Here is a 20,927-nt window from a genome sequence, read left to right as displayed (position 1 = left end):
CATGCTGTCCCATCTTCGTCCCGCCATCACCATGACCGTGCTGTTTACCGTCCTTTGCGGCCTCGCCTATCCGCTGGCCATCACCGGCATCGCCCAGACGGTGCTTCCCGCCCAGGCCAATGGCAGCATTATCAAGAAAGGCGATGCCGTGGTTGGCTCGGCCCTGATCGGTCAGGCCTTCACATCGCCGCGCTATTTCGCCTCGCGTCCATCGGCGACCAGCAATTCGCCCTATAATCCGCTGGCGTCAGGCGGCACCAATCTTGGCGCCACCTCGCAGAAGCTGAAGGACCAGATTGCCGCCGCCGTCACCGCCTGGCAAGCGAACGGCCGCAGCGGGCCAGTGCCTGCCGATGCTGTCACCTCTTCCGCTTCCGGCCTTGACCCGGATATAACGCCTGAAAACGCCCGCCAGCAGGTGGCGCTGGTTGCCAAAGCCCGAAACATGCCGGAAAAGGATGTGGCGGCGCTGGTGGAAGCCCAGGTGCAACCGCGGCTTCTTGGCGTGATTGGTGAGCCAAGGGTCAATGTATTGCGGCTGAACATGGCGCTCGATGCGGCGGGAACCACTCAATAAGGTCTACTCATGTCGGACGCTCAGCGCGACACCAACCGCCGTCCCGATCCTGACGCCCTGCTGGGGCTTGCCAACCGGGACGGACGGGGAAAACTGACGATTTTTCTGGGTGCTGCGCCCGGGGTTGGAAAAACCTATGCCATGCTGTCGCGTGCCCGTGGTCAAAAGACGGCGGGCATCGATATCGTCGTCGGACTGGTGGAGCCCCATGGCCGCAGCGAAACGGAACTGCTGACGGACGGTCTCGAAACCCTGCCGCGCAAGCAGATTGCCTACAAGGACCGGGTGCTGGAGGAATTCGACATCGACGCGGCGCTTGCCCGTCGTCCTGCAATCATCCTTGTCGATGAGCTGGCCCATAGCAATGTCCCGGAAAGCCGCCATCCGAAACGCCATCAGGATATCGAGGAGCTTCTGGCCGCCGGAATCGATGTCTGGACGGCCCTGAACATCCAGCATCTCGAAAGCCTCTCGGAAATCGTCACGCAAATCACCGGCGTCCAGGTGCGGGAAACGGTGCCGGACCGGGTGTTGAAACAGGCCGATGTGGTCGTGCTGATCGATCTGCCCCCCGAAGAATTGATCATCCGGCTGCGAGAGGGCAAGATCTATCTGCCCGATAATGCCCGCCGCGCCACCGACAGCTTCTTTCGGCTTGGCAATCTAACCGCGTTGCGCGAACTGGCCTTGCGCCGCACCGCCGACCGGGTCGATGACCAAATGGTCGATTATCTCAAGCAGAATGCCATTGAAGGACCATGGCGCACGGGTGAACGGCTTCTCGTCTGTATCGGCCCGGATGCGCTCTCGGAAAAAGTGGTGCGCACCGCCAGCAATCTCGCCTCCGGCATGAATGCCCGCTGGCTGGTCGTTTCACTGGAACAGGCCGACCAGGCAGATGATAACCCCGACGACCAGACCCGGATCGAAGAGCTGTTTCGGCTGGCGGAACGGCTTGGTGCGGAAACCCGGCGCGTGCAGGGCCGCGATTTCGTTCACGAGATTCTGCGTCTCGCCAAGAAGGAACACGTCACCCAGATCGTCATCGGCGCACCGAAGCGATCCCGTTGGCAAAGGCTGTTCCGCCACTCCCTGCCGGATGCCTTGCTGGAAGTCAGATCCGGCATGGGTATACATCTGATCACCGGCGAAGCTGCGCCGGAGACTGCAAAGCGCGCCCAGCGGACGAAAGCCTTTTCCCTGAAAACCTTACCAGTTCGGCCAAGGGACATCATCACCGCTCTGCTCACAACCACGGTGGCGGCCATCGGCGCACGCGGCATCATCGAATTCGTGGCGCTGCCGAATGTGTCGATGCTGTTCCTGCTCGCCGTGCTGGTTTCAGCTCTGCGCGAGGGCTATGCCGCCGCCGTTCTGACCTCCGTGCTGTCGGCACTGGCCTATAATTTCTTTTTCATCTCGCCGGTTTTCACCCTGACCATCGCCGCACCGCATGAAGTCTTTGCCTTCATCATGTTCATCGCAGCGGCGCTGATCGCTGGTGGCATTGCCGCACGGATACGCGCCCAGGGACAGATCGCGGCCCGTCGCGCCACACAGACGCAGATCCTCTATGACGTCTCTTCAAAGCTTGCAGGCACGGTGGATGCCGATGGCGTGGTCTGGACCGCTGTCAGCCAGTTGAACGGCATCATCAAGCGGCCCGTCGCCTTGCTCTCGCCGCAAAACGGCACGCTCGCCTTACGCTCCTGCTGGCCGCCGGATACCGAGCTTGGCGTGGCAGAAATGGCTGCGGCCCGGTTTGCCCTTGAAAAAGGCGAGACAGCGGGCGCTGGCACCGGCACTCTGCCGAATTCGAAACTGCAATTTCGGCCCTTGCGCAGTCCATCCGGCACACTGGCGGTCTGCGGCCACGAGATGACCGGAGAGCCACTTGATCCGATGGAAGAGCGAGCGCTTTCCGCCATTCTGGACCAGGTGACGATTGCTCTCGACCGGGCCAATCTGACGATCCGCAGCGTTGAGGATCAGGCGCGGCTGGAACGCGAGCGGTTCCAGTCGACGCTGCTGTCTTCCATCTCCCACGATCTGCGCACGCCGCTTGCCACCATTACCGGCGCCGTCACCAGTCTGAAGGAATTTGGCGAGCGGATGCCCGTCGAAAGCCGCCGCGACCTGCTGCAATCCATCGAGGAAGAGGGTGAAAGGCTGTCGCGTTTCGTCGGCAATCTGCTGGATATGACCCGGATTGAGGCCGGCGCCTTGGAAGCCAAGCACGATTGGGTGGATTTGAACGATGTGATTTCGGATGCTATCGGCCGTGCCCGCCGTGTCGCACCGGGCACTGACATCAGCGCCAGCATTGCCCGTGACCTGCCTTTGGTGCGGGCCGATAGCCTGCTTCTGGGGCAGGTATTGTTCAACCTGATCGACAATGCCTGCAAACATGGTGGCGGCGAGCCGGTAACCGTCTATGCCCGCGCCGATGATGCAACGCTATCGCTTTCGGTAACGGACATGGGCAAGGGCATTTCGGAAAAAGACATCGACCGGATATTTGAAAAGTTCTACCGTCGCGGCAAGGGAGCGGATGGCCGCAAGCCGGGTACAGGTCTTGGCCTTGCCATTGCCAAGGGCTTTGTCGAGGCGATGGGCGGCACGATCACCGTCGAAAGCCCGGCGGTGAAACGGATAGGCACGCGGTTCACCCTGCGTTTTCCGCTGGAGAATATGGAAAAGGACCGGACTGAGGCATGAAAGGGCAACGCATCCTCGTCGTTGATGACGAGCCTCAGATCCTCCGGTTCCTGCGCCCTGCCCTTGCGGCGGCGGGTTACGAGGTGATTGAAGCTGATACTGGCAAGCAGGCATTGGCGCTGGTGGCAACCGCCGTGCCGGATCTGCTGATCCTCGATCTCGGCCTGCCTGATATGGACGGCAAGGACGTGATCGCCCAATTGCGTCAGTGGAACCCGATCCCGATCATCGTGCTGTCTGCGCGCGACCGAGAAATCGAAAAAATCGCAGCCCTTGATCTCGGTGCCGACGACTATCTCGAAAAACCTTTCGGCATCGGTGAATTGACCGCTCGCATTCGCGTCGCCCTTCGCCATAAACCGCAGGCCGAACCCGCCCAATCCATCATCCGCAGTGGTGAACTCGTCATCGACATCGACCATCGCCTCGTCACAAGGGCGGATCAGCCAGTCAAGCTGACGCCGAAGGAATATGATCTGCTGCGCCTGCTGGCCATCCATGCGGGCCGCGTCCTGACCCATGGCGCATTGCTGAAAGAGGTGTGGGGGCCGGCCCATGCCCACGACCTTCAATATCTGCGCGTCTTTATTCGCCAGATCCGCGCCAAGATCGAAAAAGACGAAAGCCAACCGGCAATCATCCTCACCGAGGCCGGTGTGGGGTATCGCTTTGTGATTGCCTGACGGCAATGTTCCGATGGGATTTGATTATTCAGCGTCGGCAAGATCGTTGTGAGATAAACCGCTTTGATTTCCCTGAATACTACGTCGGCACAGCGCGCTGACGCCGGTCCAAATGTGCAATTGCCAGGAAGGCCAGGACCGCAATACCGCCAATGGCAGTGTTGACCGCCAGGGCGAGATCCGTACCAATCTTTTCCATCATCCATGCGAAAGCGAAGGGCGCTGTCGAAGACACAACCAACCGGACGGCGGTGACTTGCCCCTGGCGTCTGCCGTAACCGGCGCTGCCGAACAAAGCCAGCGGCAGGGTTCCCTGGACGATGCTGCCAAGGCCAGAGCCCAAGCCGAACAGGATCGCAAATATCAATGCGCCTGAAAAGGATGGTGCTGTCAACAACAGCACAGCAATCGCCGCCGGCATCAGCAGTGCAGAAACCAACGCCAATGTCAGTTGAGACAGATCGTGGCCAAACATCATATTGGTGAAGCGACTGAGAACCTGTGACGGGCCAAACAGGGTTCCGACCAATAGAGCAGCAGAGCCAAGCCCGAGCGCCGTCAACAGCGGCACCATATGCACGAGCAAGGCCGCATTCACGAAGCTTTCAAGCGCAAAACCTGTCACCATCAGGAGAAAGGCGACAGGTCGCAACCTGTCGGGCAGCCCGCCTTCCACGATACGATGTGGCGTGGCGCTGGCAGCGATAACTGGTGCGCGGCGCTCACCCACCCGGCGTGCCAGCCACAGATGAAGCGGCAAGCAGACGGCAAGATGCAGAAGCGCGTAAACCAGATAGACCTGCCGCCAGCTGAGATCGGCATGAAGGGCCGAGGTCAGTGGCCAAAAAATCGTTGAGGCAAAACCGGCGATCAAGGTCAGATAGGTGATATTGCGTTGCGCACTCTGGGGCCGAAACTGGACAAGAAAGGCAAAAGCCGCCGTGTATTGCACCAGGGTCGATGCCATTTCGACGACGATCAGCGCCATCACAAACGTAATCTTGCCCGGCGAAAGCGCGCAGGCAACCAGGGACAGCGCAGCCATCAGCGATCCCGCCGTCAGGACCCGACCTGCACCATGGTCATCGATGATGCGCCCTACCCAGGGCGCGGCCAGCCCGCCAGCCAGCAGAGCAGCGGAAAGAGTTGCGAAAATCCATTCGCTCGACCAGCCAAGATCCACCCCCATCGCGGGGGCGAGAATACTGAAACTATAATAGAGCGTGCCGTAACCGATGATTTGCGTCAGCCCCAAAGCGAAGATCACAAGGATCTCGCCCCGGTCGGTCGACAGCGACAAGCGACCACGACGGCTCCTAATCAGGCTCATAATGTTGTGTTGCCCGTGAGTGTATCGAGCTTTTCAGCCGCGTCCTTGCGCTCGCTATAGCGGTCGGTCAGATAGCCGGATGCATCCCGTGTCAGGAGCGTAAACTTCACCAGTTCCTCGCAGACATCGACGACACGGTCGTAATAGGAGGAGGGTTTCATGCGTCCCTCGGCGTCAAACTCCTGAAATGCCTTGGCAACGGAGGATTGGTTGGGAATGGTGATCATCCGCATCCAGCGGCCAAGAATGCGCATCTGGTTGACCGCATTAAACGACTGCGATCCGCCCGAAACCTGCATGACAGCCAGTGTCTTGCCCTGGGTCGGACGCACGGCACCGATGGCAAGCGGAATCCAGTCGATCTGGCTTTTCATAATCCCGGTCATCGCGCCGTGGCGTTCCGGGCTGACCCAGACCTGGCCTTCCGACCATGCCGACAACGCGCGCAATTCCTGAACCTTCGGATGATTGACCGGCTCTGCATCGGGCAATGGTAAGCCCGCAGGATCGAAGATCCGCACCTCGCAACCGAAATGCTCCAGCAGCCGACCCGCTTCCTGCGCCAATAACCGGCTATAAGACACCGCCCGCAGAGAACCATACAGGATCAGGATTCGAGGCTTGTGCGTGGAGACAGGCGGCCTCAAGGCCGCCATGTCGGGATGCTTCAAATGCTGTACGACAGCCGCTGGCAAATCAGACAATGCGCTTGCCCTCGCTGTCCAGAACCATTTCACCGTCTTCCTTGGTGAACGCGCCTTGATGGGTGTCGGGCAGGATCTCCAGAACCCGTTCGGATGGCCGGGCCAGGCGCGTCCCAAGCGGGGTGATCACGAACGGACGATTGATCAGGATCGGGTGTTCCAGCATGGCATCCAGCAATTGCTCGTCGGTGAGATCGGGATTATCCAGCCCGAGCTGTGCATAGGGCGTGCCCTTTTCCCGGATCGCTTCGCGCACGGAGAGACCGGCATCGGCGATCATCCGGGCCAATTCGGCGCGGGTGGGCGGATTGGTCAGATACTCGATGACCTGCGGTTCAATGCCCGCATTGCGGATCATTGCCAGGGTGTTACGGGACGTGCCGCACTGGGGATTGTGATAGATCGTGGCGTTCATGACTGGGCCTTTTCTTGAGTGTTTGCTTCCTGAATTCGGGCTCTGGAAAGACCGGCAGCCTGCACAGCCGGGCCGCGCTCGTACCAGCCCTTGCTGCGATTGACGATCCAGACGACAGACAGCATGACCGGCACTTCAATGAGAACCCCGACGACCGTGGCGAGAGCCGCGCCAGAATTGAAGCCGAACAGGCTGATGGCAGCGGCAACCGCCAATTCGAAGAAGTTCGACGCGCCGATCAGGGCTGAAGGACCGGCAACGCAATGTTGCTCGCCCGTCACACGATTGAGCAGGTAGGCCAGGCCCGAATTGAAATAGACCTGGATGAGGATCGGCACCGCCAACAGGGCGATAATGGTCGGCTGGGCAATGATCTGCTCGCCCTGGAAGCCGAACAGCAACACCAGCGTGACCAGCAATGCCACAAGCGACATCGGTTGCAGCACCTTCAGCAAACGGTCAAGCGAGGCAGAAGAGCCGGACGAGGTCAGACTGCGCCGGAGGATTTGCGCCGCGATCACTGGAAGGATGATGTAGAGAACTACCGAAAACACCAGGGTATCCCAAGGTACGGTGATGGCCGACAGGCCAAGCAGCAAGCCGACGATGGGCGCAAAGGCCACGACCATGATCGCATCGTTCAATGCGACCTGCGAAAGGGTAAAATGCGGCTCGCCTTTCGTCAGGTTCGACCAGACGAACACCATCGCCGTGCAGGGCGCAGCGGCCAGGATGATCAATCCGGCAATATAGGAGTCGATCTGTACATCCGGTAGCAGGGGCCGGAACAGGGTGCCGATGAACAGCCAGCCGAGCAGCGCCATGGAGAACGGCTTGACCGCCCAATTGATGAACAGCGTGACGCCGATGCCGCGCCAATGGCGGCCGACCTGCCCAAGCGCTGCGAAATCGATCTTGATCAACATCGGGATAATCATCAGCCAGATCAGCACCGCGACCGGGATATTGACCTTGGCGATTTCGGCGGCCCCGATAACCTGAAACACACCGGGCATGGCATGTCCGAGGACGATACCAATGATAATACATAGGAAAACCCAAACCGTCAGATAACGTTCGAATGTGGACATCAGGTTATCGCTCCAATGACGTGGCAACCGGTGGCTCCGATCCCGGAGCACAGCAAACCGCAAGCTCGGCAACCGGCACGCAAATTTCAGGATGTCCTGAGCAGCAATCCTCCATCAGAAACCGGACAAGTCCGCCCAGGGCGGCATAATTTGCGGTATAAATAATCGACCGTGACTGCCGTTGCGCGCCGATCAATCCGGAATGCTCAAGCTCCTTGAGGTGAAAGGAGATATTGGAGGGCGACACGTCGATTTTTTCGGCCAGCGCACCGGCAGCCATGCCATCTGGCCCAGCCACCACCAGCATCCGGACGATCAGCAGCCGGGTTTCCTGAGAAAGAGCGGCAAAGGCGGAGAGAGCCTGTTTTTGATCCATATTTCAATATTCCTTGAATGATTGAATTTATTTATTCAAGATTCCCAATAAATGCAAGGGAGAAAACCGGCGACTGCACGGCTGCATTGCAAGACTTCAAGGCGGCAAGACCCGTCTCATCCATCGGAGTTTTTGAGCAAATTATTCCAACTGGCCTCGACCAGACAGCGCATATGACCTTTGATTTATTGTCTACTATTTCTATCGTTTATAGATATTGCGCAATGCAGCCAGCGAGATCGCATGCAGTGCTGCAGGTTGTTTTTGAAACCCAATGGAGGAGACGGATATGTCAGACCAGAAAAGAGAACCGCTGAAATTTGCCTATTGGGTTCCCAATGTCTCCGGCGGTTTGGTCATCAGTTCTATCGAGCAGCGGACCCATTGGGGGATAGAGTATAACCGCAAGCTGGCACAGATTGCCGAGCAGAGCGGCTTCGATTACGCCCTCAGCCAGATCCGCTTCACCGCCGGTTATGGCGCCGACAATCAGCACGAATCCGTTTCCTTCAGCCACGCGCTGCTGGCGGCGACGGAAAAGCTGCGGGTCATCGCCGCCGTGCTTCCCGGCCCCTGGCACCCGGCCCTGCTTGCCAAACAGATTGCCACAATCAGTCACCTCACCAACGGGCGCGTCGATGTGAACATCGTCTCCGGCTGGTTCCGGGGTGAATTTGCTTCGATTGGCGAACCGTGGCTGGACCATGACGAACGTTACCGCCGCTCAGAAGAATTCATCCGGGCCATTCGCGGCATCTGGACCGAGGACACCTATAATCTACGCGGCGATTTCTATCGCTTCAATGATTACTCCATGAAACCGAAGCCGGAAGGCGGCGTTCCACAGGTCTTCCAGGGCGGCTCCTCACGCGCTGCACGCGACATGGCGGCTCGCGTGTCGGATTGGTATTTCACCAACGGCAATACGCCGGAAGGCCTGCAAGCACAGGTCGATGACATCCGCGCCAAGGAAAAGCTGTTCGGCAAGACCTGGCGCACCAGGATTGGCATGAACGCCTTCGGCATTGTCCGCGACACAGAGCAGGAAGCGCAGGACACCCTGAAGGAAATCATCGACAAGGCCATTCCCGATGCCGTCAACGGTTTCAAGCATGAAGTTCAGAATGCCGGCAACGCCTCGCCGGAGCGCGAAGGCAATTGGGCAAAATCCACCTTCCAGGACCTGGTCCAATATAACGACGGCTTCAAATCCAACCTGATCGGCACGCCGCAACAGGTCGCAGAACGCATCATCGAGCATAAACGCGCCGGTGCGGACCTGATCCTGATGGGCTTCCTGCATTTCCAGGAGGAGGTGGAGTTCTTCGGCAAAAAGGTCATTCCGTTGGTGCGCGAACTGGAAGCAAGGGAAGACGGCGCACTGCAAGCTGCCGAATAACCGATCACCACACGCACCTGCCCGTTAACCCAGGGAGATTTTCATGAATATCATTGCCAAGCCGGAAACCGTTGGAATACCCGCCATCCCGCGCCCCATCGAACCCGCGCATGTGATCAGAAGCGATGCGGAAGCAATCGAGATTGCCCATCGCCTCGCAGCAGATTTCGCCAGGGATGCGGCAATCCGGGATCGCGACAGAATTTGGCCGGTTGCGGAACTCGACGTTTTTTCCCAGAGCGGCCTCTGGTCGATCAATGTGCCAAAGGAGTTCGGTGGCCCCGAGCTTTCCTATGCCACGCTGGCCAAAGTCATCGAAATCATTTCGCAGGCCGATTCCTCCATTGGACAGGTGGCGCAAAACCATCTTGGCGTCGTGGCGGCAATTCGCACCGTGTCCGACAAAGCCCAGCAGCAATTGATCTTCGGGGAAGTGTTGAAAGGCTTGCGGCTGGGCAATGCCTTTTCGGAATTCGGCTCGAAACGCGCCGCCGATTTCGAAACGAAATTTACCGATCACGGCGATCATGTCATCGTCAACGGCAAGAAATTCTACTCCTCTGGCGCGCTACTCGCCCATAAGGTGCCAATCGTCGCCCTCGATGAGGAAGGCCGCGCCTGGTATGCCATCGCTGACCGCGATGCGCCCGGTTTGACCGTCATCGATGACTGGTCCAGTTTCGGCCAACGCACGACGCTTTCAGGCACAGTCATTCTGGAGAATGTCAAAGTGGACAAAGCCTGGCTGGTTCCGGGCTATAAGGGCTATGAGGTGCCGACCGCCGATGGCGCAATTTTCCAGATCATCCAGGTCGCCGTCGATACCGGCATCGCGCAGGCGGCAATTGTCGAAACCATCGATTTCGTCCGCACCAAATCCCGGCCCTGGGTGGATTCCGGCCTGGAACGCGCCAGCGACGACCCCTATACGATCCAGGCGGTTGGCAGCCTTTCACTCCGCCTGCATGCGGCCCAGGCATTGCTGGAAAAAGCCGGTAGGGCCATCGACGTCGCTGTTGCCAACCCCAATACCGACACCGTAGCCCAGGCACAAATCATCACCGCCGAGGCGAAAATTCTATCGACCGAGATTGCCATTGAAGCGACCAATAAATTGTTCGAGCTCGCAGGCACGAGATCGACTTTGGCCGAGCACAATCTGGACCGCCATTGGCGTAATGCCCGAACCCATACGCTGCATGACCCGGTGCGCTGGAAATATTCCATTCTCGGCAAATATTACCTGAATGGCGAAAACCCACCGCTGCATGCCTGGAGTTGAAAAAAGCATCGGGCCGTTTCCGGTTTTCTGCACAATGCAGTAGTTTGGCAGTCGTTTGCCGCTGATGAAATCTCGTGGAGAAACGTCCATGCCTGCCGCCAACCTGCCTCAGGCCCAAAAGCCGCCAACAATCGCCATCATTGGTGGCGGCTTTACCGGAGCAGCCGTCGCCTGGAACCTGGCCCGCAAAACCCAGCCAGGCCGTGTTCGCATCGTCATATATGAGCCGCGCGCCAGACTTGGCAGCGGCCTTGCCTATGACACGGCCGATCCGGCTCATCGCATCAACGTCCCCGCAGACCGGATGAGCCTCGACCCGGACGAGCCTCTCGACTTTCTCGATTGGGTGGGCAAGCACCGTCTGGATGAGGAAGACAGGCAAGCGGCATTGGAGGACGGCAGGATATTTCCGCGCCGCCGCGATTTCGGTGCCTATATCGCCTCGAAGCTGGCACCGTATCTGGCCGACAACCGGATAGACCACATCAGATCCGATGTCGTTGCGCTGGACCAAACCACGCGAGGCTGGCGCATAACACAAGCGGACGGAGCGACCCTGGAGGCAGATGATGTGGTGATCGCCACCAGTCACCCCTCCCCCAGGCCACCAAAAGCGCTTGCCGCCATTCTGGAAGGACATCCACGCTTCATTCCCGATGCCACCGTACCGGATGCGCTCACCGTCATTCGCCCGGACGATGCCGTTCTTATTGTCGGCAATGGCCTGACGGGTGCTGATATCGCAGCGTCCTTGCTGGCGCGAAACCATCTTGGGCCGATAACCAGCATTTCGAGACGTGGCCTGCGCTCAAGAGGCCATGCCGGAACGGTGCAGGAACCCTACGGTGACTTTATCGATCCAGCAAGCCGATCGATCCGGCAGCTGACCCGCCGCATCCGTGAACAGATCAACCATGCCGCAGCGGAAGGCATCAGTTGGCATGCCGTGCTGGACGCGGTCCGCGCCCAGGCCCAGGAAATCTGGGGCGGACTGCCGCTCGATGAAAGGCGGCGCCTGGTGCGCCATCTGCGCCCTTTTTGGGATGTGCATCGGTTCCGCATCGCCCCGCAAGTTGAAGGGGCCATCAACCAGGCGATCACCCGGGGCCAAATGGAGATATTGGCAGCGTCGGTACAAACAGCCTCCTATGATGGATCGAGAATCCGTGTCTCCCTGCGTCTGGCGCGCAGCACGGAAACGGTGTCGCGGCTTGTCGATGCCGTGGTCATTGCCACCGGTCCCGCGCATGGCGCCATCATCGATAACCAACCCTATCTCCGCAATCTGGCGCTTAAAGGCTTGATCGGCCTCGACCCGACCGGACTTGGACTGCATTGCGACCGGCAATCGCGCCTTCTCGACCGGGATGGAGCGGTGACGCCGGGCCTGCTGGTCGCCGGACCGCTTGCCCGGGGGACATTTGGCGAATTGATGGGTCTGCCCCAGGTCGCGCATCACGCCCGCGACATCGCCGATCATCTGTATGCGCGGCTAAAGGAAGCCCGCCGCGATGCGCCAGTAACCGAAGAGGACGCAGCATAAACGATAGCCCGGCTGCCGTCCGTGGACGGCAGCCGGGATCTGTTGATCAAGCCTCGACGGAGCCGGCTGGCTTTTCCGGAACTGCCGCCCGCTTGCGACGCCAATCGCCTAAGAACAGCAGGATCGGTGCGGCAATAAACACCGACGATGAGGCCGCAATGGCAATGCCGAAAATCATCGGTACGGCAAAGCTCTCGACCGCGCTACCGCCCCAGATTGCCATGGGCAGCAGGGACAGAAACGCGGTGGCCGATGTGTAAAGGCTACGGGCCAGCGTTTCGTTGATCGACAGATCGATCAGTTCGCGCAGCGGCATCGTCTTGTAAAGCCGCATATTTTCCCGCATCCGGTCATAGACCACGACCTTGTCGTTGACGGAGTAACCGACCAGGGTCAACAGCGCCGCGATGGCCGTCAGGTTGAAATCAAGCCCGGTAAGCGCGAAGAAGCCAATCGTCTTGGTGACATCGAGAACGAGCGTCGCGATAGCGCCAACCGCAAAAGGCCATTCGAACCGCGCCCAGATATAGGCCAGCATCGCCAGGCTGGCGAGCACGACCGAAAGGAAACCGGCCATCGCCAGTTCACCCGACACCTTCGGGCCGACAACTTCGGTGCGCTCCACCGACGCCGTAGCATCGATAACCTTTACCTCGGCTCTCAGCTTCTCCACCGCCGCAGTCTGCGCCTCTTCCCCACCCGGCTGCCGTTCGACGCGCACCAGGAGGTGACGGACATCGCCGAATTCCTGAAGGGTGACATCGCCCAACCCAAGCCCATCCAGTCCCGACCGGAAGGCAGCGAGATCGGCGCGGTCCTGGGTCACCACTTCAAGCTGGATACCACCCCGAAAATCGACGCCATAATTCAAGCCCGGCGTGAAAAACAGGATGACAGAGGCAATCGAAAGAAAGGCCGAAATGCCGATACCAATGAAACGCGCTTTCATGAACCGAATGCGGGTTCCGTCAGGGATGAGCTGGACAGGCAGCAGCGGCTTGATATCAAGACGCTTCAGCTTGTAGCGCCTGATGATGGCGAGCATGACGACACGCACCACAGAAACCGCTGTAAACATCGATATGGCAATGCCCAGACCCATGGTGATGGCAAAACCGCGAACCGGGCCGGAGCCGAACCAGAACAGCAGCAGCGTGGCGATCAGCGCCGTCACGTTACTATCGATAATGGTGGAATAAGCCCGGCGGAAACCGGCATCCAGCGCCGCCATGGCGCCCCGTCCCTTGCGGGTTTCTTCCCGAATACGCTCATTGATCAGGACGTTGGCGTCAACCGCAAGGCCGATGCCAAGCACGATGCCCGCGATACCCGGCAGGGTCAGCGTCGCGCCAATCAGCGACAGGCAGGCGAATGTCAGGATGACATTGAGACCGAGGGCCAGATTGGCAATAATCCCCCAACCGCCGTAGAGCACGATCATGAAGCCGACGACCAGGGCAAAACCGATCAAGCCAGTATAGACACCCATCTTGATAGCGTCGGCGCCAAGGTCAGCGCCAACAGTCCGCTCTTCAATCACCGTCAGCTTGACGGGCAACGCCCCGGCGCGCAGCAATGCCGCAAGGTCCGTTGCGCTTTCCACCGTGAAATTCCCGGAAATCTGGCCGGAACCGCCAGTAATCGGCTCACGGATGACAGGGGCCGACAGAACCTTGTCGTCCAGAACGATGGCAAAAGGCTTGCCGACATTGACACGGGTGATTTCGGCAAAGCGCGCCGCACCCGCCGTATCAAAGCGGAAACTGACCAGCGGCTCGTTGGTATTTGGATCAAAGCCGACGCGGGCATCGGTCAGGCGGTCGCCTGCCAGTTCCACCCGGTCATCAACCGGATAGGCGCGGCCCTCATCATCCTTCAGCATGGTGACGCCGCGCGGGACGGCTGTTCCATCCGTGGCACTTTCCGACAGCATGTGAAAGCTCATCTTGGCGGTGGAGCCAAGAAGTTCGCGAATGCGCGCCGGGTCCTGCGTGCCTGGAAGCTGGACAAGAATACGATCTCCGCCGATGCGCTGGATCGTTGGTTCGGCAACCCCGACCTGGTCGATACGCTGGCGAATGATTTCCAGGCTCTGCTCGACCCCGGCATTGGCGCGGTCGGTAATTCCGGCCTCGGCAAGCGTTATGGATATGGTGGCGCCATCACCCGCAAACGCCAGATCAGGCGTGCCTGTCAGACCGACCGGATGGGCAAGTTTACCCAGGGCAGTCAAGGCTGCGGGTCTTTGCTCTGCCGATTGAAGGGTCACGACCAGCGACGAGCCGCTTTTGCGCACTGTCGCCGCATCGACGCCTGCGTCGCGCAACGCCCGGCGCGAATCCTGGATCAGGCTTTGAAGTCTTTCCTGCACCAGATCGGCGCTATCGACCTCAAGCACAAGATGAGAGCCGCCGCGAAGGTCAAGGCCGAGTGCGACCTTGTCCTTCGGGAACCAGGAAGGAAAGCTATTGAGAGTGTTTGGCGAGAGAATATTCGGCAGTGCCGTTAGGATGCCAAAGGCAATGATGACCACATAGGTTGCCACAAGCCAGGGAGAGGTTTTCATAGAACAGTATCCATGCCTGCGCCGCTGCTGCCGAGGCGTATTCAAATGCCAGTCACCACGAGGAGGCGATGGGCTTTAATGAAACGCTGGATGTCTGCGGCATGATCCTGGTCACAGGCATGTCACGGCAGACGGTCGGAGCGCGGTCGCGCGTTGATCGAAAAACGGGATCAGGCAGGCAAGGATGGTGGCGCTCTTGCAAGGTTGGCGCGAGAAATCCGCCCGGAAACAAACAGCGAAGAACGCACGACAAGTTGGGCAGCAGACCGCCCGACAAACAGGAAATGCTCATCCCCCGAACTGAGCACAGCCACAGGCGGCGGCACCGGAACCCGTGGATCAGGCCGGGAAGCAAGTGCAACAGCCCGGCTGCTATTCTCCCGCGCCGCAAGATGCTGAGTCTGCTGTGGCGCATGCAAAAGCGCCGACCCATGCGCGCCAAGTGACACGGGCAAAGGTGATGCAAAGAAGAACCCGAGATAGGCAACCGCAAGAGCGATAATGGCAACGAGAACACCGGGCCTCAGACCTTGTGAAAAAGCCTGCTCCTCGTCTCCCGACAGCATATTCTGGTTCATCGCCATGGCTGTGATTACCAGAGCAGCAGCACGCTGTCGACCCTGAGGAGTTTGGATCGGAGCGGGGTTAAACGACAGTTCACCGCGATGCGCGCTCGACTTTGTGATTAAACACGACACAGAGGACAGGGTTTCGGAAAACAGACGAATGCTTGTTCTCCGTACTGCTCATAATCGCTCCACTTTCTAAGAGGTAGGAGCATTCGCCAATGCTTATGCGGTTTACGCGGCACACACCGACGAGGTAATCTCGAACAAGCTATTGAAGCATAACATCACCAGTGCCGTTGGAAACGGGTCGTCCCCAAGCGGCTGGGCTGAATGATCCGTAGAATAAAGAATGTCGTCCACGAAAGCTGCGGTGCAAACAGGGTGAGAAAACCCAATCCGTCAGAGGCGCTCGCCCACCAGGTAGGCATAGCGGAATTTGATCGAATTATTGGGACGTTGCGCGTCGATCTTCGGGCCGTACATCAGGTCTGCCGTCAGTATCCGACCGGCATCCGTTGCCTTTGGCACGGTACCCAGCAGGTAAATATCGCGGCTGAGATAGGTCCGGGTCTCATTGGCGTCCGATTCCATGTAGTTTACTTGAACGACAAAGGCGCCATCGCCGGTTTCCATCAGCTTTGCGAGGATTTTGGTTTCGTTGTTTTCCAGCCACTTCTTTGCCCAATGGGTCAATGCATAACTGTTCAGAGCCTCAGATCCCATGCGGAGCGCAGACGCCGCGGCGCCTCCAACGGCGTTGCGAGATGCAACTTCGCGCGGGCCGGGCGCATAGGTAATGTAATCCAGTGACGGACCTCGCCCCATACGAGCCATGGGCTCGGATACGTCATTGCTGTTAAACGGCTTCATCTTCAGGCGTGAGGAAGAAACGTCGAAATCAGGCATAGCCTTCTCCTTGGATCACGATAGACGTGCTTGATACCGAAGGCCGAAGTTGCTCACGCACCCTCACCTTGAAGACGCTATCAGGGAACATTCGCTCAAACGGACGCATCCGAAATATCGGCATCACGAAAAATACGGCACCGCCAAAAGGCGGTGCCGCTGCAAGAGAAAGGCGGATTACGCAGCCTTTGTGGTCGACAGATCGTAAGATGCGATCATCGGCGACTTCGGGTTGTTCTGGTCGTCGTAAGGCGTATACTTCACTTCGATCTTGGTGAAGTTCAGCTTGATGGTTTCGACCGGACGGTCACCACTGGAATCGACGGAATAATTGGCGATCAGCGTATTGGTGAGCGTGTATTCGATATAGGTATTGCCGGGATTGCCGGTGGTGACCATGTGGATCACCGCTTGCTTGCCGGTGCGGCCAGCGCAGGCTTCCTGGAACAATTTCGTGGAAGAGGAATCGCTGACCTTGGTCAGGATGACTTCGGAAATTGCGGGTTCAGAGGCTTCACGGTTGGCGGTAGAACCAGCCGTGGTATTCATGGCACGGCTAACGTTCCAGTGAATGGCCTCGATGTCCATCCAGTTGCGGTGCTCTTCGTGGGTAGCATCACCCTGGATACCATCGACCTTGAGATAAATCGGCATATAAATTCTCCTATATAAATTGAAATCACCTCGTTCACGGCGAGGTATGGTTCACCTTTCACTCACTGCCGCATGCGTCTGGATACCCCTTCCGACGCGGCATCCTTATCCATCGATAGACCCGAGGCATCGACGAATTCTTCGTTTCCCCCAGCGGCCCCGGCGCGAACGCCGAACCCTTTTTCATCATGGGTTACCTCAGCTTCGGTAACCTTTCCGCCGGATGCGACCAGCTCAAGGAAGAAGCTGGAAAGCGGCGGCAACAGATCCCGGCCAATCATGATTTCGATGGCGCGAGCTCCGATTTCACTGGCAACGGCGCGTCCGATCAGCGCGTTGCGGGCCTCTTCCGACAGCACAAGCTCTGTGCCGTAGGCCGAAAAAATACGCTCCCGAATACGATCGATCTGGATATCGACGATCCGCGACAGGGCATCCTTGCCGAGCGGCATGAACGGCAACAGCAGCGTGCGCCCGAGGAAGGCCGGCTTGAACTGTTTTTGCAGTTCGGGCATCAGCAGCGCTTCCAAGGCCTCGCCTTCGGGCATGGTGTCCGGATCGAGGGCCAGGGAGGCCAGCAATTCGGACCCGGTATTGGCCGTCATGAAAATCGTTGTATTGCGGAAGTCGACATCGCGGCCTTCGCCATCGCGCAACATTCCCTTGTCGAAGACCTGATAGAAAATGTCCTGAACGCCGGGATGCGCCTTGTCGATTTCGTCGAGCAGCAACACACCGTAGGGCCGACGCCGCACGGCTTCGGTCAGCACACCGCCTTCGCCATAGCCGACATAGCCCGGAGGCGCGCCCAGCAGCATCGATACTTTGTGCTCTTCCTTGAACTCCGACATGTTGATCGTCGTCAGATGTTGGCTACCACCATACATCAGGTCGGCCAGGGTCAGCGCGGTTTCGGTCTTGCCGGTTCCCGACATGCCGACCAGCATAAACACGGCAGGCGGGCGCCGCGGATCGGAAAGACCGGCGCGCGCCGCACGCATGGCGTCACCGATCCGTTCCAGTGCTGCATCCTGGCCAATCACCTTTTCCTTCAACCTGGTATCAAGGCTCTTTGCGCTTTCGATTTGATCGGCCAGCAATTTGCCGAGAGGAATGCCGGTCCAACGCGCCAGAACGGCGGCCACGACATTGCGATCGACTTCATGCGGTATGAGCTTTTCCTCGCCAGCCGAGGTCGGCGCCAGGGACGCTGCCCGGCGGGCAAGTCCACGTGTCCTCAGAGGGGTAATCAATGGGGTGACGTTGACATCAGGAGCGCCCTTGGACGCCGTCGTATCATTGCCTACCGTTGCCGCTTCATCACTCACTGCCAGCGCTGCAATTTCAGCGTCATAGCGCGCTTGAAGGCTATCGATGTCCTTCGTCAGACGCTCCATTTCAGCGGTAACCGCCTGGCGGCGCTCCAGCACATCCGTATCATCAGGCTCACGGGCAAGCCAGTCGGTCTCAACGGAGAGATGGGAAAGCTCGCTTTTAAGAAGCAGCAATTGTTCCGGCACCGTCTGACGCGCCAGCGAAACCGTGGCTGCGGCGGTATCGATCAGGCTGACGGCTTTATCAGGCAATTGGCGGGCGGGCAGGAATCGCGCAGAAAGTTGCACGGCAGCAACGATAGCCTCATCACGGATCTTCACCCCATGATGGGCCATGAAGGTCTCCGCAATGCCGCGTAGCATACGGATTGCGGTTTCCTCGTCCGGCTCACGCACATGCACCGGCTGGAAGCGGCGGGTCAGTGCTGCGTCTTTTTCGAAATACTTCTTGTACTCGCTCCAGGTCGTGGCAGCGATGGTGCGCACTTCGCCTCGCGCCAACGCGGGCTTGAGGATATTGGCGGCATCGCCCTGCCCGCTTGCCCCACCGGCACCGATCAGACCGTGCGCTTCATCGATAAACAGGATGATAGGTTCCGGCGAGCGTTTGACCGCTTCGATAACGCCGGTTAACCGCCGCTCAAACTCACCCTTCACGCCAGCGCCCGCCTGTAACAATGTCAGGTCGAGCATCAGCAGCCGTACGGATTGCAATTTTTCCGGCACGCGTCCGGCAGCAATCTCCAGCGCCAGAGCTTCGGCCACCGCTGTCTTGCCAACGCCCGCTTCACCGACCAGGATCGGGTTATTCTGCCGCCTGCGCAACAAGATGTCGATCATCTGGCGAAGCTCGCCATCACGGCCAACAACCGGATCAAGCCGGCCCGCCCGCGCGTCTTCGGTGAGGTCATGAGTGTAGAGGCGCAAGAACTCGTCTTCGCGGGCCGAGGCCGGAGACAGCGACGATTTTGGCGTCTCGGCTACAACATCCGCCTGCAAAAGGGTTTCGAGTGCCGTTCGATCCAGCATTCGCAGCGACGGGAAGCGACCACGGGTCAAGGCTCGAAGCGATGGCTCATCGTCCATGGCCGCAAATATATCGGCAAGCGTAATCGCACGTCGTCCAGACTGGAGCGAAGCACAAATCCATGCTTCACGCCCCAGGGTCAGGATATTCTGGGACAAAGCGAGCTGACCGGACCCGGAAACGACAGTGTCATCGAGTGCATCGCCCACTTCACGGCGAAGCGCTGCAATGGGCAGGCCCAATTGTTCCAACACAGGTTGAAATGACGCCGCGTCCATGACGGCGGCAAGCAGATGAGCGATGTCAACTTGTCCGTGTCCGCGCCCGGCTGCTGTGGATGCAGCCGTCTCAAGCGCGACACGCAAATTAGGCTCAAGCGATTCGATCAATCGATTGAGGTCAATATGCGACATGCAAAAAGCCTCCCCAGCAACGACCTTACCTTCGTTGGAATGAACAACTAAGGCGATTACCCCAACCTGTCCAGAGCGCCAGATAAATTTTTTAAGATATGCAAAGCCAGGCATCACCCTCGGCATCAAACAAATGACCTCAGGTTGACAAAAATATAACTGCGCTCCACATTAACAAGTAACATATATTAGTTAATTCAAAATGGGGCTAGTCTATCGTTGATCGACAATGAATTGGCTACAGCATTAGTAGAAAATGGACCGTGCGGAATAAATATTCGCGTGGATGCCAATTATCGTGAGGTATACTATAGAATTAAGGACGCAAGGAACCAAGCAAGGACGGAAGAAAGATCTACGACACCTGGAGAGGTTATCAAAGTTTCCCAAAGTTGGAACCTAGTGAGCAATCTTGGATTGCAGATTACTTCTTCCGTCAGCAAAGATCTCGAAGTATTGGCTTGGCTTGCAGAATCCCGTTTGCGACTTGAGGGGTTTCCCGGCCTGAGTGAAGTCTATGAAGCGACGGCGTCGCTTATAGAACGATATAGCGACGAGCTTCATTCGATCGACGATGAAGATATCGAGGAAAAGCTGGCGCCCTTTGCCGGATTGAACGGTTTTGGCGCCGAGGGAACATTGATTCAGCCCTTACGCCTGTCTTCGCTTTTGCCGCTCGGGAAATTCGGGGAATTCACGCTTTGGGATTATCAACTGGCCCAGCGCAGCGATGAAACGGGTTTGCGCGACAGTCTGCATCAGGCCGCAGCCGAGGCAGGAATAGCTGCTCTCTCCGCCCATCTGGCCGGAGTCAACACATGCCTTGCCGCCTTCAATAGCTTCAATGCGCTTGTCACCCAACGCTACGGACAGTTTGCCCCACCGGCATCCAATATCCGCAACGTGCTCGAGGAAATCATTGCTGCGATTCGCAGTCTTGGCGGGCGCGACGATGCAACATTGCCTGCCAATCAGAATGGCACCCCTTCAGGTGAAGATGGACAGACGACCCAACAGAATGCTGCGGCTAGCGTCGTGCAGCCCGCCGCCCGCTCTGCCGAGGGCCCTGAAGGCATTGCTTCGCGTGAAGATGCCTTCGATCTCCTGATGAATGTCGCCCGCTATTTCCGCCGCACGGAACCGCATTCGCCGATTTCGCTTTCGATTGAAACCCTGGTGCGGCGCGGACGCATGGATTTTTCCGAATTGCTGACGGAGTTGCTGCCGGAAGCACAGACCAGAAATGCCATTCTCATCGCCGCCGGCATCAAACCGGCCAAGGAGAGCGGAAACTAACACATATCGGCGGAGGCTTCAGCATTCCGCCTACAGTTTTTTCG

17 protein-coding genes are annotated in these 20,927 nt (G+C 58.5%); 7 read left to right on the top strand and 10 right to left on the bottom strand.

Annotation, left to right across the window (positions count from 1 at the left end; genetic code table 11):
* Position 1: 1 nt before the first annotated feature.
* Genes kdpC through V6582_RS22135 form a run of 3 tightly spaced genes read left to right on the top strand, consistent with a single transcriptional unit; the run spans position 2 to position 3,978 of the window.
* The gene (kdpC, locus tag V6582_RS22145; protein ID WP_156632168.1) at positions 2-577 is read left to right on the top strand and encodes a potassium-transporting ATPase subunit KdpC; all 576 of its coding nucleotides are present in this window, start codon (positions 2-4) and stop codon (positions 575-577) included.
* A gap of 9 nt (positions 578-586) precedes the next feature.
* Positions 587-3,295: an ATP-binding protein gene (locus V6582_RS22140; protein ID WP_156632167.1), complete on the top strand. Its 2,709-nt coding sequence runs from the start codon at positions 587-589 to the stop codon at positions 3,293-3,295.
* On the top strand, positions 3,292-3,978 hold the full coding sequence (locus V6582_RS22135; RefSeq protein WP_156632166.1) for a response regulator: 687 nt from the start codon (positions 3,292-3,294) through the stop codon (positions 3,976-3,978). Before V6582_RS22140 ends, V6582_RS22135 begins: the two co-directional genes overlap by 4 nt.
* A gap of 79 nt (positions 3,979-4,057) precedes the next feature.
* Here V6582_RS22135 and arsK read toward each other — a convergent pair whose 3' ends face one another.
* From arsK to V6582_RS22110, 5 genes are read right to left on the bottom strand one after another with little or no spacing between them, the layout of a single operon-like run.
* The gene (arsK, locus tag V6582_RS22130; protein WP_156632165.1) at positions 4,058-5,308 is read right to left on the bottom strand and encodes an arsenite efflux MFS transporter ArsK; all 1,251 of its coding nucleotides are present in this window, start codon (positions 5,306-5,308) and stop codon (positions 4,058-4,060) included.
* On the bottom strand, positions 5,305-6,012 hold the full coding sequence (arsH, locus tag V6582_RS22125; RefSeq protein WP_156632164.1) for an arsenical resistance protein ArsH: 708 nt from the start codon (positions 6,010-6,012) through the stop codon (positions 5,305-5,307). The genes arsK and arsH overlap by 4 nt, the downstream gene beginning before the upstream one ends.
* Positions 6,005-6,427, bottom strand: coding sequence for an arsenate reductase (glutaredoxin) (gene arsC, locus V6582_RS22120; RefSeq protein ID WP_156632163.1), 423 nt, complete (start codon positions 6,425-6,427; stop codon positions 6,005-6,007). Before arsC ends, arsH begins: the two co-directional genes overlap by 8 nt.
* Positions 6,424-7,518, bottom strand: coding sequence for an ACR3 family arsenite efflux transporter (gene arsB / locus V6582_RS22115; RefSeq protein ID WP_156632162.1), 1,095 nt, complete (start codon positions 7,516-7,518; stop codon positions 6,424-6,426). Before arsB ends, arsC begins: the two co-directional genes overlap by 4 nt.
* Before the next feature lie 4 nt (positions 7,519-7,522).
* Positions 7,523-7,894, bottom strand: coding sequence for an ArsR/SmtB family transcription factor (locus tag V6582_RS22110; RefSeq protein WP_156632161.1), 372 nt, complete (start codon positions 7,892-7,894; stop codon positions 7,523-7,525).
* A gap of 289 nt (positions 7,895-8,183) precedes the next feature.
* On the opposite strand from V6582_RS22110, the gene sfnG reads away from it, so the two are divergent.
* The 3 genes from sfnG (at position 8,184) to V6582_RS22095 (ending at position 12,118) form a co-directional block, all read left to right on the top strand.
* Positions 8,184-9,293 (top strand): dimethylsulfone monooxygenase SfnG, encoded by a 1,110-nt coding sequence (gene sfnG, locus V6582_RS22105; RefSeq protein WP_156632160.1) that lies wholly within the window; start codon positions 8,184-8,186, stop codon positions 9,291-9,293.
* Between the two features lie 43 nt (positions 9,294-9,336).
* Positions 9,337-10,575 (top strand): SfnB family sulfur acquisition oxidoreductase, encoded by a 1,239-nt coding sequence (locus V6582_RS22100; RefSeq protein ID WP_156632159.1) that lies wholly within the window; start codon positions 9,337-9,339, stop codon positions 10,573-10,575.
* 88 nt (positions 10,576-10,663) lie between these two features.
* A complete protein-coding gene (locus V6582_RS22095; RefSeq protein WP_156632158.1) occupies positions 10,664-12,118 on the top strand; it encodes an FAD/NAD(P)-binding protein in 1,455 nt (484 codons plus the stop codon).
* A 46-nt stretch (positions 12,119-12,164) separates the two neighbouring features.
* On the opposite strand, the gene secD is transcribed toward V6582_RS22095, so the two are convergent.
* The 5 genes from secD to tssH all read right to left on the bottom strand — a co-directional run bounded on the left by secD (position 12,165) and on the right by tssH (position 19,587).
* Positions 12,165-14,684, bottom strand: a complete 2,520-nt coding sequence (gene secD / locus V6582_RS22090; RefSeq protein WP_156632157.1) for a protein translocase subunit SecD — start codon at positions 14,682-14,684, stop codon at positions 12,165-12,167.
* A gap of 170 nt (positions 14,685-14,854) precedes the next feature.
* Entirely contained in the window at positions 14,855-15,268 is a 414-nt protein-coding gene (locus V6582_RS22085; RefSeq protein ID WP_156632156.1) for a hypothetical protein, read from the bottom strand.
* Positions 15,269-15,652: 384 nt separating this feature from the next.
* On the bottom strand, positions 15,653-16,159 hold the full coding sequence (locus tag V6582_RS22080; protein ID WP_156632155.1) for a hypothetical protein: 507 nt from the start codon (positions 16,157-16,159) through the stop codon (positions 15,653-15,655).
* A gap of 177 nt (positions 16,160-16,336) precedes the next feature.
* On the bottom strand, positions 16,337-16,813 hold the full coding sequence (locus V6582_RS22075) for an Hcp family type VI secretion system effector (RefSeq protein ID WP_012654308.1): 477 nt from the start codon (positions 16,811-16,813) through the stop codon (positions 16,337-16,339).
* A 62-nt stretch (positions 16,814-16,875) separates the two neighbouring features.
* Positions 16,876-19,587, bottom strand: a complete 2,712-nt coding sequence (gene tssH, locus V6582_RS22070) for a type VI secretion system ATPase TssH (RefSeq protein ID WP_156632154.1) — start codon at positions 19,585-19,587, stop codon at positions 16,876-16,878.
* Between the two features lie 219 nt (positions 19,588-19,806).
* On the opposite strand from tssH, the gene tssA reads away from it, so the two are divergent.
* The gene (gene tssA, locus V6582_RS22065) at positions 19,807-20,883 is read left to right on the top strand and encodes a type VI secretion system protein TssA (RefSeq protein WP_156632153.1); all 1,077 of its coding nucleotides are present in this window, start codon (positions 19,807-19,809) and stop codon (positions 20,881-20,883) included.
* The last annotated feature ends 44 nt before the right edge of the window (positions 20,884-20,927 follow it).

Source organism: Agrobacterium vitis (genome assembly GCF_037039395.1).
GTDB lineage: Bacteria > Pseudomonadota > Alphaproteobacteria > Rhizobiales > Rhizobiaceae > Allorhizobium > Allorhizobium vitis_E.
Note: the sequence above shows the minus strand (reverse complement) of the source record. Positions and strands in the feature narration are given on the sequence as shown.

What these genes read in the sequence shown, in the direction of transcription:
- kdpC (WP_156632168.1), top strand. Translation starts at nt 2, where the DNA reads ATGCTGTCCCATCTTCGTCCCGCCATCACCATGACCGTGCTGTTTACC.
- V6582_RS22140 (WP_156632167.1), top strand. Translation starts at nt 587, where the DNA reads ATGTCGGACGCTCAGCGCGACACCAACCGCCGTCCCGATCCTGACGCC.
- V6582_RS22135 (WP_156632166.1), top strand. Translation starts at nt 3,292, where the DNA reads ATGAAAGGGCAACGCATCCTCGTCGTTGATGACGAGCCTCAGATCCTC.
- arsK (WP_156632165.1), bottom strand. Translation starts at nt 5,308, where the DNA reads ATGAGCCTGATTAGGAGCCGTCGTGGTCGCTTGTCGCTGTCGACCGAC.
- arsC (WP_156632163.1), bottom strand. Translation starts at nt 6,427, where the DNA reads ATGAACGCCACGATCTATCACAATCCCCAGTGCGGCACGTCCCGTAAC.
- arsB (WP_156632162.1), bottom strand. Translation starts at nt 7,518, where the DNA reads ATGTCCACATTCGAACGTTATCTGACGGTTTGGGTTTTCCTATGTATT.
- V6582_RS22110 (WP_156632161.1), bottom strand. Translation starts at nt 7,894, where the DNA reads ATGGATCAAAAACAGGCTCTCTCCGCCTTTGCCGCTCTTTCTCAGGAA.
- sfnG (WP_156632160.1), top strand. Translation starts at nt 8,184, where the DNA reads ATGTCAGACCAGAAAAGAGAACCGCTGAAATTTGCCTATTGGGTTCCC.
- V6582_RS22100 (WP_156632159.1), top strand. Translation starts at nt 9,337, where the DNA reads ATGAATATCATTGCCAAGCCGGAAACCGTTGGAATACCCGCCATCCCG.
- V6582_RS22095 (WP_156632158.1), top strand. Translation starts at nt 10,664, where the DNA reads ATGCCTGCCGCCAACCTGCCTCAGGCCCAAAAGCCGCCAACAATCGCC.
- secD (WP_156632157.1), bottom strand. Translation starts at nt 14,684, where the DNA reads ATGAAAACCTCTCCCTGGCTTGTGGCAACCTATGTGGTCATCATTGCC.
- V6582_RS22085 (WP_156632156.1), bottom strand. Translation starts at nt 15,268, where the DNA reads ATGGCGATGAACCAGAATATGCTGTCGGGAGACGAGGAGCAGGCTTTT.
- V6582_RS22080 (WP_156632155.1), bottom strand. Translation starts at nt 16,159, where the DNA reads ATGCCTGATTTCGACGTTTCTTCCTCACGCCTGAAGATGAAGCCGTTT.
- V6582_RS22075 (WP_012654308.1), bottom strand. Translation starts at nt 16,813, where the DNA reads ATGCCGATTTATCTCAAGGTCGATGGTATCCAGGGTGATGCTACCCAC.
- tssH (WP_156632154.1), bottom strand. Translation starts at nt 19,587, where the DNA reads ATGTCGCATATTGACCTCAATCGATTGATCGAATCGCTTGAGCCTAAT.